Origin of the sequence: Pseudomonas sp. P9_31 (assembly GCF_034008235.1) — a bacterium.
Lineage (GTDB): Bacteria > Pseudomonadota > Gammaproteobacteria > Pseudomonadales > Pseudomonadaceae > Aquipseudomonas.
Map to the genome: position 1 here is coordinate 2,245,034 of NZ_CP125375.1, position 13,986 is coordinate 2,259,019.

11 protein-coding genes and 1 pseudogene are annotated in these 13,986 nt (G+C 60.9%); 5 read left to right on the top strand and 7 right to left on the bottom strand.

Annotated elements, in window-relative coordinates; all coding sequences use genetic code 11:
- Positions 1–164 precede the first annotated feature (164 nt).
- Positions 165–2,204, top strand: a complete 2,040-nt coding sequence (locus tag QMK51_RS10090) for an NADPH-dependent 2,4-dienoyl-CoA reductase (RefSeq protein ID WP_320393929.1) — start codon at positions 165–167, stop codon at positions 2,202–2,204.
- 170 nt (positions 2,205–2,374) lie between these two features.
- Positions 2,375–3,307: a 1-aminocyclopropane-1-carboxylate deaminase/D-cysteine desulfhydrase gene (locus tag QMK51_RS10095; protein WP_320394497.1), complete on the top strand. Its 933-nt coding sequence runs from the start codon at positions 2,375–2,377 to the stop codon at positions 3,305–3,307.
- Here QMK51_RS10095 and QMK51_RS10100 read toward each other — a convergent pair.
- Positions 3,304–3,852, bottom strand: coding sequence for a cytochrome b (locus QMK51_RS10100; protein ID WP_320393930.1), 549 nt, complete (start codon positions 3,850–3,852; stop codon positions 3,304–3,306). The two genes, QMK51_RS10095 and QMK51_RS10100, sit on opposite strands and share 4 nt — an antisense overlap.
- A 273-nt stretch (positions 3,853–4,125) precedes the next feature.
- Positions 4,126–5,568 (bottom strand): type VI secretion system Vgr family protein, encoded by a 1,443-nt coding sequence (locus QMK51_RS10105; protein WP_320393931.1) that lies wholly within the window; start codon positions 5,566–5,568, stop codon positions 4,126–4,128.
- Between the two features lie 231 nt (positions 5,569–5,799).
- Here QMK51_RS10105 and QMK51_RS10110 point away from each other — a divergent pair, with 231 nt between their 5' ends.
- Positions 5,800–6,504, top strand: coding sequence for a YebC/PmpR family DNA-binding transcriptional regulator (locus QMK51_RS10110; RefSeq protein WP_320393932.1), 705 nt, complete (start codon positions 5,800–5,802; stop codon positions 6,502–6,504).
- 130 nt (positions 6,505–6,634) lie between these two features.
- On the opposite strand, the gene QMK51_RS10115 is transcribed toward QMK51_RS10110, so the two are convergent.
- From QMK51_RS10115 to QMK51_RS10135, 5 genes and pseudogenes are all read right to left on the bottom strand, one after another.
- Positions 6,635–7,936, bottom strand: coding sequence for a leucine-rich repeat-containing protein kinase family protein (locus QMK51_RS10115; protein WP_320393933.1), 1,302 nt, complete (start codon positions 7,934–7,936; stop codon positions 6,635–6,637).
- A gap of 193 nt (positions 7,937–8,129) precedes the next feature.
- Complete coding sequence (gene zapE / locus QMK51_RS10120) at positions 8,130–9,260, bottom strand: cell division protein ZapE (protein WP_320393934.1); 1,131 nt, start codon at positions 9,258–9,260, stop codon at positions 8,130–8,132.
- Between the two features lie 129 nt (positions 9,261–9,389).
- Positions 9,390–9,500, bottom strand: a pseudogene (locus QMK51_RS10125) (ABC transporter substrate-binding protein); the annotation flags it as partial.
- Positions 9,501–9,543: 43 nt separating this feature from the next.
- On the bottom strand, positions 9,544–10,284 hold the full coding sequence (locus QMK51_RS10130) for an anti-sigma factor family protein (RefSeq protein ID WP_258699979.1): 741 nt from the start codon (positions 10,282–10,284) through the stop codon (positions 9,544–9,546).
- Entirely contained in the window at positions 10,281–10,787 is a 507-nt protein-coding gene (locus QMK51_RS10135) for an RNA polymerase sigma factor (RefSeq protein ID WP_320393935.1), read from the bottom strand. The genes QMK51_RS10130 and QMK51_RS10135 overlap by 4 nt, the downstream gene beginning before the upstream one ends.
- Before the next feature lie 255 nt (positions 10,788–11,042).
- On the opposite strand from QMK51_RS10135, the gene QMK51_RS10140 reads away from it, so the two are divergent.
- A complete protein-coding gene (locus tag QMK51_RS10140; RefSeq protein WP_320393936.1) occupies positions 11,043–12,644 on the top strand; it encodes an amino acid adenylation domain-containing protein in 1,602 nt (533 codons plus the stop codon).
- Positions 12,641–13,975 (top strand): hypothetical protein, encoded by a 1,335-nt coding sequence (locus tag QMK51_RS10145; protein ID WP_320393937.1) that lies wholly within the window; start codon positions 12,641–12,643, stop codon positions 13,973–13,975. Before QMK51_RS10140 ends, QMK51_RS10145 begins: the two co-directional genes overlap by 4 nt.
- Positions 13,976–13,986 lie beyond the last annotated feature (11 nt).

The window sequence follows — 13,986 nt, forward strand, 5'->3', positions numbered from 1 at the left end:
GGCCCATGCCTGCGCTTGCCAAGGGGCGCTGCGCATTTGGATCAATAAGTTGTCAGTTACGGTCATTGAGTGACAGCAGTACGACTCTTAGTCTGTTGAACATGACTGACGGGAGCCGAAGAGTTCCTGCATTTTTTCCGTGATCGCTCGTTGTGGAGTTACCGATGGCCGCCGCTCATTACCCGCACCTGTTGGCCCCGCTGGACCTGGGTTTTACCACGTTGCGCAACCGCACCCTGATGGGCTCGATGCACACAGGGCTTGAGGAAAAGCCCGGCGGTTTCGAGCGCATGGCCGCCTACTTTGCCGAACGTGCCCGTGGCGGTGTGGGCCTGATGGTCACCGGCGGTATCGGTCCGAACGATGAGGGCGGGGTTTACTCCGGCGCAGCCAAACTGACCACCGAGGAAGAGGCGCTCAAACACAGGATCGTCACCCGAGCGGTGCACGAGGCGGGCGGCAAGATCTGCATGCAGATCCTTCATGCCGGGCGTTATGCCTACAGCCCGAAGCAGGTGGCCCCGAGCGCGATTCAGGCACCGATCAACCCGTTCAAGCCTAAAGAGCTGGACGAGGAAGGCATCGAGAAGCAGATCAGCGATTTCGTCACGTGCTCGACGCTTGCGCAAAAAGCCGAGTACGACGGTGTCGAGATCATGGGTTCCGAAGGTTACTTCATTAACCAGTTCCTCGCGGCCCATACCAACCACCGCACTGACCGCTGGGGCGGCGCTTACGAAAACCGTATGCGCCTGCCGGTGGAAATCGTCCGCCGGGTGCGCGACGCGGTCGGCCCGAATTTCATCATTATCTTCCGCCTGTCGATGCTCGACCTGGTGGAAGGTGGCAGCACTTGGGAAGAAATCGTGCAATTGGCCAAGGCCATCGAGCAGGCCGGTGCGACGATCATCAACACCGGTATAGGCTGGCACGAAGCGCGGATTCCGACCATCGCCACCAAGGTGCCGCGTGCGGCGTTCAGCAAGGTCACGGCGAAACTGCGTGGTTCGGTGAGCATTCCGCTGATCACCACCAACCGCATCAACACCCCCGAAGTCGCCGAGCAGATCCTGGCCGAGGGCGATGCCGACATGGTGTCCATGGCCCGGCCATTCCTGGCCGACCCGGATTTCGTCAACAAGGCTGCGGCCGGCCGTGGCGATGAAATCAACACCTGCATCGGTTGCAATCAGGCGTGTCTGGATCACACCTTTGGCGGCAAGTTGACCAGTTGCCTGGTGAACCCGCGGGCCTGCCATGAAACCGAGCTCAATTACCTGCCGGTGCAGCAGATCAAGAAAATCGCCGTGGTCGGTGCCGGCCCTGCCGGTCTGTCCGCCGCCACTGTGGCCGCCGAGCGTGGCCATCAGGTGACTTTGTTCGATTCGGCCAGCGAAATCGGCGGCCAGTTCAACATCGCCAAGCGCGTGCCGGGCAAGGAAGAGTTCTTCGAAACCCTGCGTTACTTCAACCGCAAATTGCAGACCACCAATGTCGAGCTGTGCCTGAGCACTCGTGTGGATGTGGCGCAGCTGGTCGAGGGCGGTTACGACGAAATCATCCTGGCGACCGGCATTGCGCCACGGGTGCCGGCGATTCCGGGCGTCGAGCACGCCAAGGTGCTGAGCTACCTGGACGTGATCCTCGAGCGCAAACCAGTGGGCAAGCGCGTCGCGGTGATCGGCGCCGGTGGTATCGGTTTCGACGTGTCGGAATTCCTCGTTCACCAGGGTGTGGCCACCAGCCAGGACCGCGAAGCGTTCTGGAAGGAGTGGGGCATCGATACGCAGCTTGAAGCGCGCGGCGGTGTCGCGGGCATCAAGGCTGAGCCGCATGCGCCGGCCCGTGAAGTGTTCCTGTTGCAACGCAAGACCTCCAAGGTCGGCGATGGCTTGGGCAAGACTACTGGCTGGATTCACCGCACCGGTCTGAAAAACAAGCAGGTGCAGATGCTCAACAGCGTCGAGTACCTGAAGATCGACGACGAAGGCCTGCACATCCGCATCGGCGAAAGCGGCGAACCGCAGGTATTACCGGTGGACAACATTGTGATCTGCGCCGGGCAGGATCCGTTGCGTGAGTTGCAGGATGGCCTGATCGCGGCCGGGCAGAACGTGCACTTGATCGGTGGCGCGGATGTGGCGGCGGAGCTGGATGCCAAGCGCGCGATCAACCAGGGTTCGCGGTTGGCGGCTGAGTTGTAATACGCAGGTTTAGCGTGCCAATGGCCATCGCGAGCAGGCTCGCTCCCACAGGTTCGTGGTGTTCACGTATTTTGTGACCGACGCAAATCCAAGGTGGGAGCGAGCCTGCTCGCGATAGGGCCCTTTGAGCGACTAGAATGCTGGCTCTTTCTGAGCACAATCAGGCGCCAATGCTTTTTCCTCCTGCCAACTGGCTACCCCAAGCCCCCCTGGAACCCCTTCACCTCGACTGGCTTACCCCCTTCGGCATCGAGGTCGCGATTCTGCGTCTGGACCAGATCGACCCGCTGATCAGCGGCAACAAGTGGTTCAAACTCATCGAACATCTGAAAGCCGCCGACCGGAACGGCGCCCAAGGCATCATCAGCCTGGGTGGCGCTCACTCCAACCATCTCCACGCATTGGCCGCTGCGGGCAAACGCTTCGGTTTCACCACGGCCGGCCTGCTGCGCGGGCATCCGCAAGACACTCCGACGGTGAAGGATTTGCAGGCGTTCGGCATGCAGTTGCACTGGTTGGGTTATGGCGGTTATCGAGCGCGGCACGAACCTGGCTTCTGGCAGCCATGGCTGGAGCAGTATCCCGAGCTACAACCAGTGCCGGAAGGCGGCGGTGGTTTACGTGGGGCGAAGGGCTGCGTGCCACTGGTGGCTCAGGTTCGCGAACAACTGAGCGGTCTGGGTTGGAGCCATTACGACGGCTGGTGGCTGGCCTGCGGAACGGGCACGACCCTGGCCGGCCTGGCACTGGCCGAGGCGGGTGAACACCCGGTGTATGGCGCGCTGGCGGTGCCCGAGGATCATGGCGTGGCGCAGCAGGTCGAATCGATTGTCCGCGAGACAGGTTTGCAGGCTCCGGCTTATGAACTGTTCGACGCCAGCCGTGGCGGTTTTGCCAAAGTCGATCCGCAGTTACTCAAGTTCATCGAGCAGACCGAACAGGCCAGCGGTATTCCTTTCGAACCGCTGTACACCGGCAAGGCGCTGATGGTACTCAAGCAACAAATCGAAGCCGGGAAGTTTCCCCTGGGCACGCGCCTGATCTTCATCCACACCGGCGGCTTGCAGGGCCGCCGGGGTTTTGAGCAAAGCGGTCGCGACTAACCGCGTTTGGGCATCATCCGCAGCAAGGTGTTATCGCGCACCACATAGTGATGATAAAGCCCGGCCACGGCGTGCAGTCCGATCAGCCAATAGCCGATGGTCCCGCCGAGCACATGCCAGCCCTCGAATTGCTTGGCCAGCGTTTTGTTCTCTTCGATCAGCAACGGCAAGTCAATGCCATAGAACATCACCCGATGGCCCTCGGCGCTGGTAATCAGCCAGCCCAGAATCGGCATGGTGATCATGAAAATATACAGCGCCCAGTGCATCAGTTTGGCGAGCACGCTTTGCCAGCGAGGCGAGGCGGGGAAGATCTGTGGCGCCGGCCCCAGGCTGCGGGCGAATAGCCGTAGCCAGACCAGAATGAACACGGTCAGGCCGAGCATGAAGTGCGCTTCCTTGATCAGCGTCCGGCCGCCACTGCCTTTGGGAAAGATCCCGCGAAATTCGATACAGGCGTAGACCAGTATTAACAGAACCAGCATCAACCAGTGCAGCGCGATCGATACGGTGCTGTAGCGTGATTCGGAATTCTTCCAGGGCATACGGTGTTCCTCACAGGACTGGTCTGAAGTCGCCGTTCTTGTTCGACGGCGTGGGCTAACTGTAATCCTGTTTCACTGGATTTGCCCGAGGTGAATTGGCTGTTGAATGCTCTGGATCAAGTGATCGGCCACAAAAAAGCGCCGCAGGGAGCTGCTTTTGTGGGGGCGGGCTTGCTCGCGAAGAAGCCGGAGCTGCCTACACAAAACGCTCGCGAACCCTCTCCACAAACGTCGCCACCACCCGCCGTGTGCAATGGGTAATCGACAACGGCGTCACGGCATGAGATCCGAGCGGTTGATCAACCAATCGAGCAGCATATTGGCATCGCGGCGTGGCTCGGGAGCGGGCCGGGAAGGCTGGAGATGGTCCATGCCGGCACACAGCACCGGCCGGTCCGGGTCGCTATCGAGGAAACTGATCAACACGTTGGTGCCGGCCATGGGCAGCCTGGACGGATCGATCTGGCCGTCCGGTGTTGCAAGGGCTACCGGTAGCCAGAATCCGGCGGATTCATCCGCCTCGAACTCCGACGTTGGCCACAAGCAGATCTGTATTCGGCCCTGGTCATCGAGCGCCGCCGGTTGCCCGACGGGACCCAGCACCCGGGCGGCCTGATAGCCCGGAACGCTCGGCCTGGCCTGTTTGAGCGCCGGCCTGAATACCGTTGACCAGGGAATGGCAGTGAACTGATTGCGATAGTGCCGGGCAATGTTGGGCGGGTCCTGGGCGAGAATCGACGGCTGCTGTCCCTGGTGCTGGATGTCGGTGAGCAGCCACTGATCGTTGAAACTCGAGAGCGGATGTTCCGCCACTTGCAGGATTCGTCCGCTGCGCAGCTCACGTTGGGTGCTTTGGCCGTGGATCTGCCGGTGCCGGCAGCGCAGACGCTCCAGCAGGCGGCGGCTGAGCTGATCGCGATGACACTGTTCGGGCGCGGGGTGTGCCGTCATCGGGCCCATTCTGGCGAGCGGGTGGTTGGCCGCGCCGTCGCCGAGCACCTGCGCGCCGCGATTTCTCGCGTTCCATTGTGCAGGTGCAGGTGCAGGTGCAGGTGCAGGTGCCGGGGCATGGTGCTGGAACAGTTCGCTGATCATTGGCGAGGTGGGGGCGTTGGGTGCGTCGTCATGGAACGGCATCAGCAGCGGCTCCTGGGGGAAACTCAGGCTGTCATCGGCCAGCACCAGCACGTGCCTGTCGGGCTGATGCTCGAAGTGATAGTGGATACCTTCTTCTTCACACAGCCGCTGCATGAAGGCCAGGTCGCTTTCTTCGTATTGAATGCAAAAAGGCCGCAGAGGGTAGCGCCCGCTTGTCAGGTCGAAGCGATAACTGTGTTCGGGCAACTGATGCTCCTCCAGCAACTGGAGCACGATCGCTGGCACGCTGAGGTGATGAAACACCCGCCGCGCGCGGTGCCGGTCCAGTCGTTGAAGATGGGGCGTCAGCACCAGAGAGTAGCCGACCCGGTGCGGGCCGCGATGTTCGCGACTGACGCTGTGGAGCACACCGTGAATGCCCTGATCACCCGCCAGCCTCAGGAACGCCGGTTGTTGCAGCCATCGCTCGAGGTTCATCGACGGTGCGAGGCCGATCACGTCGATGTCGAATCGATAGGGCTGGTTGAGGCCTTCATGGCCACTGAACTGCAACACCTGCAAACTCAAACCACCGTCGAGAAGCGTCAGGGTGAAGGGGCTTTCCTTGTCGTTGTGCATCGAACGCGCTTCTGCCAGGGAGGACGGATGCAGAGGATACGAAACCACAGCCCGGAAGCGTTACCGCAAATCGACTTTTCAGAATCGCCCTACAGACGCTGCTGAAGATGTCGATCCGTCATGGGGTGAAGATCTTGGAATTTTTGGTCGATTGGCATCTTTAGGCCGTATAAACTTGCGCAACGCGTCGGCCAATAGATGTCTCGGCGCCACAGATCAAGAGAGTGAGTAATGGGCGCACAGTGGAAGGTTAAACACAAAGAAGCGGCAGCCAACGCCAAGGGCAAGATCTTCGGCAAACTGGTGAAAGAAATCACCATTGCTGCGCGCAACGGTGCCGATACCGCCACCAACGCACACCTGCGTCTGGTGGTCGAGCAGGCGAAAAAAGCCTCGATGCCCCGCGAAACCCTGGAACGCGCGATCAAGAAAGGCTCCGGCCAGCTCGGCGAAACCGTGCAATACCATCGCGTGACCTATGAAGGGTTCGCACCGCATCAGGTGCCGCTGATCGTTGAATGCGTCACCGACAACATCAACCGCACCGTCGCTGAAATCCGCGTCGCGTTCCGCAAGGGCCAGTTGGGTGCTTCCGGTTCGGTTGCCTGGGACTTCAACCACGTCGGCATGATCGAGGCGTCCCCGGACAGCCCTGACGCCGATCCGGAAATGGCCGCGATCGAAGCCGGTGCCCAGGATTTCGAGCCGGGTGAAGAGGGCGCGACGCTGTTCCTGACCGAGCCTGCGGACCTGGATTCGGTACAGAAAGCGCTGCCGGAGCAGGGTTTCACGGTGTTGTCGGCCAAGTTGGGTTACCAGCCGAAAAACCCGGTCACTGGTTTGAGCGACGAGCAGATGGCGGAAGTCGAAGCCTTCCTCGAAGGCCTCGATAACCACGATGACGTGCAGGACATGTTTGTCGGTTTGGCGGGTTAAGTCTGGCTGTCATTGATGGTTCTGTTCCCTGACAGGCCGTCATCGCGAGCAGGCTCGCTCCCACAGGAGATTTGTGAACGCCACAGATCAATTGTGGGAGCGAGCCTGCTCGCGATTGACCGCATAGCGGTCACCGTCCCTTCAATTCCCGCACAACCTCGCTGAAACCTGGCCGCGCCAGCACCTGCGGCTGACAGCAGCGCTGCTGTAATGCCTCTAGCGACTCACGCCCTACATCGCTCAGCCCCGAGTCGATGCGTTCCAGCAATTCCCCCAGCAAAACACCAAACGCCCGCACCTCGATCCGTTGCAGCGCGCGGCTTTCAAGGTTGTCCGAAGTGGCATGGAAAGACGCCGCGCCAAAGTCGCCCAACAGGCAATCACCGTGCTCGTTCCACATGATGTTGTGGCCGTAGAGGTCGCCGTGGGTGATGCCTTGGCGGTGCAAATGTTCAGCCACTGAAGCAATGCCACTGGCGATGCGCAGCGCCACGCCAGCGCTGAACCGGGTGTCGTCGGTGTAGATGTCGCGGGTGCAGGACGCCAGGCTCGGCAGCCCGGCCAGGTTGCGGTAACTCGGTTCGATCAGCTGCATCACCAGCCCGGCCTGCGCCTGCGGATGCCCGACAATCCGCCCTTCGACCCGGATCAGATTGGGATGGATACCGGCGGTGATGCAGGCGTTCATTTCGTGCAACGGCGAGCCATCGCTGGTCATTTCGCCTTTGTAGAGTTTTACCGCGACCTGTTTCGTCTGCTCCCACAACGCCTGATGAATGATCCCCGACGCACCTTCGCCGAGTTTTTTCTCCAGGCTCAGTTGGGACCAGGGAATACTCGCCGTTGCTTCGAGGGCGGCGGCATCGGCTTCGGTTTCCAGCGGGTTACCAGCGTACGCCAGCCAGGTCAGGCTCGGCAGGGTCAGCAGCCACTCGGGAAGCTCGGTGAGCTGATTGGCGGCGATGCGGATCAGTTCGAGTCGATGGCAATGGCTCAGGCTCTTGGGCAAACGCTGTAATCGGTTGCCGGCGAGCATGAGCTTTTGCAGGTGCGGGCGTTCCCCCAGTTCGGTCGGCAGATCCGTGATGTGGTTGTCGGTCAGGATCAGCCAGCGCAACTGCGGCGGCAGGGCGGCGGCCGGTACGTTCTCGATGGCGTTGGCCTTGAAGCCGATCATCGTCAGCGCCGCGCACTGGCCGAGGCAGGCGGGCAGTTCGGTGAACCGGTTGTCCGAGCAGAACAGCACGCGCAAACGGGTCAGGCGGTGCAGGTCGTCCGGCAGGCTGCGCAAGGCATTGCCGCTGAGGTTGAGCACTTGCAGCGAGTCCGCCAGGTCGAAGATTTCCCGGGGGAACTCGGTCAGGCCGCAGGACAGATCCAGACGGGTGATGCCCGACAGTTGGCCGGCGCGCAGTTGTGCGAGGGTGTGCATGGGCAGGTTCGCTATTGATCAGAAGGAGGGCGCGGGGGCCTGGAAATGGGCGACATGATAGCGGGAAATTAGCGGTGCTTGTCAGGGCCTCTTCGCGAGCAAGCCCGCTCCCACAGGGGGCTGCGTCGTTCACAAAACCAATGTGTGCGGGCTTGCTCGCGAAGGGGCCGGCAGCCCAAACACAATCTCTCGGTCAGGCGGGGTCCCTGACCTCCACCAACTGCCCCAACCGGCTACGCGTACGCGCCAGGTCGATGGCATCGCCGCCCAGGCTTTCGCGCAATGACTGGTGGCCGAGCAGAATCAGGTGCTTGTCCTGGTCGTACAAGACGTCGATCAGGTTGATGAAGCGCTGCTGGGCGGCGATTGAGCAGTCGGCGAGGCTGGGCAGTTTGTCGATGATCCAGCGGTCGAAACGCCGGCACAGCTCCAGGTAGTCCATGACAGCGGTGGGGTGTTCGCACACGTCACCGAAGGTAAAGCCGATGGTTCGTCCTTCGCAGTATCGGGCTTGAAGGTGTCGTGTCCCGACGGGCAGCTGAATGGCCGGCGCATCGTGTTCGGGCAGGTGCAACGCCTGGCGCTGCGCCATTGTGGCTGGCCAGACGTACTGACCCTGGGTGAATAGCTGCTGTGCGTGGGCTCGCGCCTGACTGCGGTAATCATGGGGGCCGTCGACTTCCATCACCCGCATGCGCGCGTGAATCAGGTCGATCACCGGTTTGAAACGTGCATGATAGAGCGGGTTGGGCAACAAACCTTCCGGCGGGTAATTGGAGGTCACCAGCAGCAGAACCCCACGGCGAAACAGCGCTTTGAACAGCCGCGTGATGAGCATCGCATCGCCGATGTCATGCACGTGGAATTCATCGAAACACAGCACCCGGCAGTCTCGCAGCAGTTCATCAAGGGTGACTGCCAGCGCATCGGGCTGATCGCGATGGCTGAACATGCCCTGGTGCAATTGTGCAAAAAACTCATGGAAGTGCAGGCGCTGTTTTTCCGCGATGGGGATGGCCTGGAAAAAACCGTCGAGCAACCAGCTCTTGCCGCGCCCGACTGCACCATGGAGGTAAAGACCGGGGAGTGTTGATGCCGATGTGCCCTGCAGCGCCGAAGCGTGCTGCGCCATGCAGTCGATCACTCGCTGCTGGCTGTGGCTGAGGGTGTAGCCCTGGGCATGGGCCTTGTGGTGGAAGTAGTCGTGGATCACCCGGCCCTGCGTGCTGGCACTGGCCGGCGCCGCGAGTGCCTTGCCGAACAAACGGCGCAGCGCGGGCCAGTGTGGTGTGAGTCGCGGACGGTTGGGCGGTCGAACGGCCACTGTGATGTCACCCCGTAGTCTTAAGGCCGGCTCCCAAGCTGCGGCGGCGTAGTGTAACCAAATGGGGAATAACCCGACCACTTCGGCAAATGTGGGGTGGCGCAGGCTGCGATCTTTTGATCTTCGAGGTTACCGCTCGATACTGCGATTCAACCGGGCATTCCACGCCGGGTGCTGTTCGTTGACCTGATCCCAGTCGATGGCAATGGCAGTGTTCAGATACTGTTTCATCGCCTCGACCGACCGCTCCCACATTCGATTGGTGTTGTCCTCGTTTCCGAGGTCAGAACTTCAGCATCTGCGCCGTCGGGGTGTCACTCGGGCTGACCATCGCGTAGTTGTACCCGCCCCCCGACCAGTACTCGGCCTGCAGTTCACCATCGCTGCGGCTACCGCGGGGCAGCAGGGTGTTTTTCGGCCCGGGTGGCCGGACGTAGAAGCTGATCTTGTGCCCGCTCCTGTCCTCATACACCACCATTGCCGCCGGCCCTTGCTCGGTGCTGAGCAAACGACCGCTGACCGGTTTGTAGCCAGCCGTCGCCAGGTTTGGCAAACGCTGGGCCTGGCTGAAATAACGGTCGAGCCAGCCCTGCATATCGCCGTCGTCGCTGACTTGGTAATCCGCCGGCAGGATGCCTTGCTGGGCAATCAGCCGGTAGGCCTGCATCGCATCGGTCATCGGCAGTGGGGCGCTGGCCAAGGTCATTTCCCGTGCCTGCCAACCGCCCAGCCCGCCGACGCTGACCGCCATCAACAATATCGCGGCACTGGCCAGATGACGCCGGGATTGGCGTTTGAGGCGCTGGCGAATCAGCGCCGGGTCGAGTTCCGGGTTGGTCGGTTGCTGCAAGGCGCCGCTCAGGGCCGCGCGCAATTGTTGGGCATCGTGCTGCCAGGCGCGTACTTGCGCGGCCACTTCGGCGTGGCTGGCCAGATAAGTGTCCACCTGATGTCGGTCGGCATCGCTGAGTTGGTGATCGACGTAGGCGTGCAAGTCACGCTCGCTGGGCGGCATGCTGATCATTTGAGTCTCCGCAGAGAAGGGCGGGTGATTTCGCCGTCGCTGAGCTGGCGCAAGGCCTGGCGCGCGCGGGAAAGGCGCGACATCACGGTGCCGGTGGGGACGTCGAGAATCTCGGCGACCTCTTTATAACTCAAGCCCTCCACCGACACCCAGAGCAGCAGCGCGCGCTGTTCGGTGCTGAGTTGGTCGAAGGCTTGCAGGGTCGATTGGGCGATCACCGTGCGTTCTACCGAAGGTTGCGCATCGTCACGCCCGGCAAAGAATTCGAGCATCCGCGCATAACGCCGGGAGCGGCGGTGGGCGTCGAGAAACTGCCGATAAAGAATCGAAAACAGCCAGGCCCGCAAGTCGCCCTCGGGGCGTTTGCCGCCCCAACTCGATAGCGCTCGCTCAAGGCACGCCTGCACCAGATCGTCGGCGCTGCTGGGGTTGCGCGTCAGCGATACGGCGAAACGCCGTAGCCTTGGAATGATTTCACGCAATTGTCCGTCGATGTTGTTCATGGAGAAGGCGTGTTCTCTGGCTGTGATGAGTGGCACTGACAAGAAGGACGCCGACCACAGCAGGTTATTCCCACGTCGGGAAATCGTTTCTCATTTTTGTAGGAGGGTTCTGATGGATTTGTAGTCCATGTAATGGCATCGAACTTCGTGGCTCAACCCATGCGGCAGCACAGGCAATCAGCCCAGCCTTTCACCAGGCTGCGCAAACCCACCCGTGCTTGAACGTTGATATTGAGCCTGAAGAGACTTTTTGACATGCAAGAGTGCGAAGTTACCCTTGAATCAGCACCGATTTGCTCGCTGCTTCCGACCAATGCCCAGGACGTGTGGCAGCGATTCGGTCGTGGGCCGACGGTCGAGCCTGAGTATCTTCTGATCCATCACGCCGTCGAGGCGCAAGCCGCCGTCAGACCTCAGGGCATTGCCGCCCATTGTGAGGGCGAAACCATCACCTATGGTGAACTGAACCGGCAGGCCAACCGACTGGCCACGATGTTACGTCGGCAGGGCGTGATCCCGGGCGATCATGTGGCCTTGTTTGTGGAACGTTCGATCCCGATGCTGGTGGGAATACTGGCCGCATTGAAAGTGGGCGCGGCCTACATCCCTCAGCACGTAGGGATTACTCCCGCCGCGCAATTGCGCCACATCATGGACGTGGCTTCGACGCGGGTGGTGCTGACGCTGTCGAGCCTTGAGTCGCGAATTCCCCTGACGTCGCAGCAATACAGCATTTGCCTCGATGAGTTCATGAAGGTTGCGTCAACACCCGCTGATGACTTGAATGTGGCCTGTTCGCTGTCGTCGGCTCCGGACCGACAGTGTTTCGTTCTGTTTACCTCCGGCACCACCGGCCTGCCCAATGGGGTTCGGGTGACCCAGCGCAATGTGTGCAATATTTTGCTGACAGCCCCAGGCAATCTCGGCATGCAGCCTGGGCTCAAGGTCGGACAGATACTTAACATTGCCTTTGACATGGCGGCCTGGGAAATACTCGGTTGTCTGGCTCATGGCGCGACCTTGATGATCCGTGGCAAGGACATCGGCCAGACTGCCGAACAATGCGATGTACTGATCGCCACCCCCTCGATTCTCGGCACACTCGATCCATTGCGTTGTCAGCAAGTCAAGGTCGTGGCCCTTGCAGGGGAACCGTGCCCGCAACCCCTGGCCGATCGCTGGTCTTCGTTCTGCACTTTTTACAATGCCTGCGGCCCGACCGAAACCACCATCGTCAACACCATGCAGCATTACAAGGGCGCAGGTGCGTTGACGATTGGCAAACCCACGCCCAACAACACGGTGTACGTGCTGGATGAGGCGGGCCAGCCCTGTAAGGTGGGTGAGCAAGGCGAGATGTGGGCCGGTGGCGACTGTGTGACGGCTGGCTATTTGGGTAACCCGACGCTGACCACCGAACGCTATCGCCCCGACCCGTTTCTGGGGCAGGGCCGGATGATGTTCCGCACACGTGATCTGGGGCGCTGGACAGCGAACGGCGAACTTGAACACCAGGGCCGCGTCGATGATCAGGTCAAGGTCAGAGGGTTTCGGGTGGAGCTCGACGCTGTTTCTGCGACTCTGGAGTCATCCGGTCGCTGCGAGCGGGCGGTCACGCTAAAACTCGACAGTCGCCATCTGGTGGCCTTCGTCTATCCCGTCACCACGGACATCGATGCGGCAAGACGTCGCTGTGAAGAGCGGCTTGCCTACTATTGCGTCCCTTCGCTGATCATCGCCGTGGATCAAATTCCGCTGACATCACGGGGTAAGGTCGACAAACGTTTGTTGCTGGAGTGGGCGGTGGCGCATCAGGCCGACCTTGCCGCGGCCACCAGGCAAGGGGTGAGCGCATGAAGGGGGGGAATCCGGATACCGCGCTGCCCGCCAGGCGCGCGCTGTGGCGGCGATGGGGAACGTTGCCGATATTTTCTCATTACAACCGCCTGGTAGCCCTGGTGCTTGCACTCAATATTGCGGCACTGGCGCATGGGCTGACCGCCGGGCAGTGGTGGACATCCTCGGGGATTGTCCTTGAGGCACTGTCGGGTTTGGTGGTGGCCAATCTGTCGATGGCGATTTTGATTCGCCAGCAATACATCATCAATCTGCTGTTCTGGCTGGCAACCCGGGCGCCCACTTGCTGGCCGCTTGCGATTCGCCGCTCACTGGCCAAGGTTTACCACTTCGGCGGCTTGCACAGCGGCGGCGCGCTGGCAGCCATTGGCTGGTTCGCGGTGTTGAGTGGCTCCTTGAGCTGGCATTGGATTGAGGGTCTGAATGGGGTTTCTCTGGCGCTGCTAGGGGTGAGCGCCGGGTTGCTGGGCATCTTGCTGTTGGTGGCGATCATGGCTCATCCACGGATTCGCGCACGTTTTCACAACGGGTTCGAGCGAATGCACCGCTTTGGTGGATGGACCGCGCTCGCCCTGTTCTGGGTATGGACCGTTCTGTTTGTCCGGGACCAGAATCTGCAGATTCCCGTGCATGAGGCGCTGTCGACGTCGGTGGCATTCTGGATGCTGATTGTGCTGACGTTCAGCATCGCCTTGCCATGGTTTCGTCTGCGTAAAGTGCCGGTGCAACTGATCAGGCCTTCTCCTCATGCGGTAATAGCCCGTTTTGGCCATGTCACGCCGTTTGCCGGCTCGTCCAACGCTATCAGTCGCAACCCGCTTATGGAGTGGCACTCCTTTGCCAATATTCCCACACCAGGTGAGGCGGGTTTTCGCCTGATCATTTCCCGGGCAGGTGACTGGACCGGCGAGTTCATCGAACAGATGCCGACTCATGTCTGGGTCAAAGGCATTACCACTGCCGGCGTGGCACACATTGAAACCCTGTTCAAATCGGTGGTGTACATCGCCACGGGCAGCGGCATCGGACCGGTATTGCCCCATTTGCTGGCTAAACAGGTACCGATGCGGCTGGTCTGGTCGACCCGCAGCCCCCGAAAAACCTACGGTGACGAACTGGTGGAAGAGATCCTGCGGGCCAATCCTGATGCCTTGATTTGGGACACTGACGTGCTCGGCAAGCCAGACCTTGTGCAATTGGCCTATGACGCGGTGCGAACGTTCGGTGCCGAGGCGGTGATCTGCATTTCTAACCAGACGCTCACTCAGCGAGTGGTTGAGGAAATGGAGGCACGGGGCATTCCGGCTTATGGCGCGATCTGGGATTCCTGATGTTTGCCAAA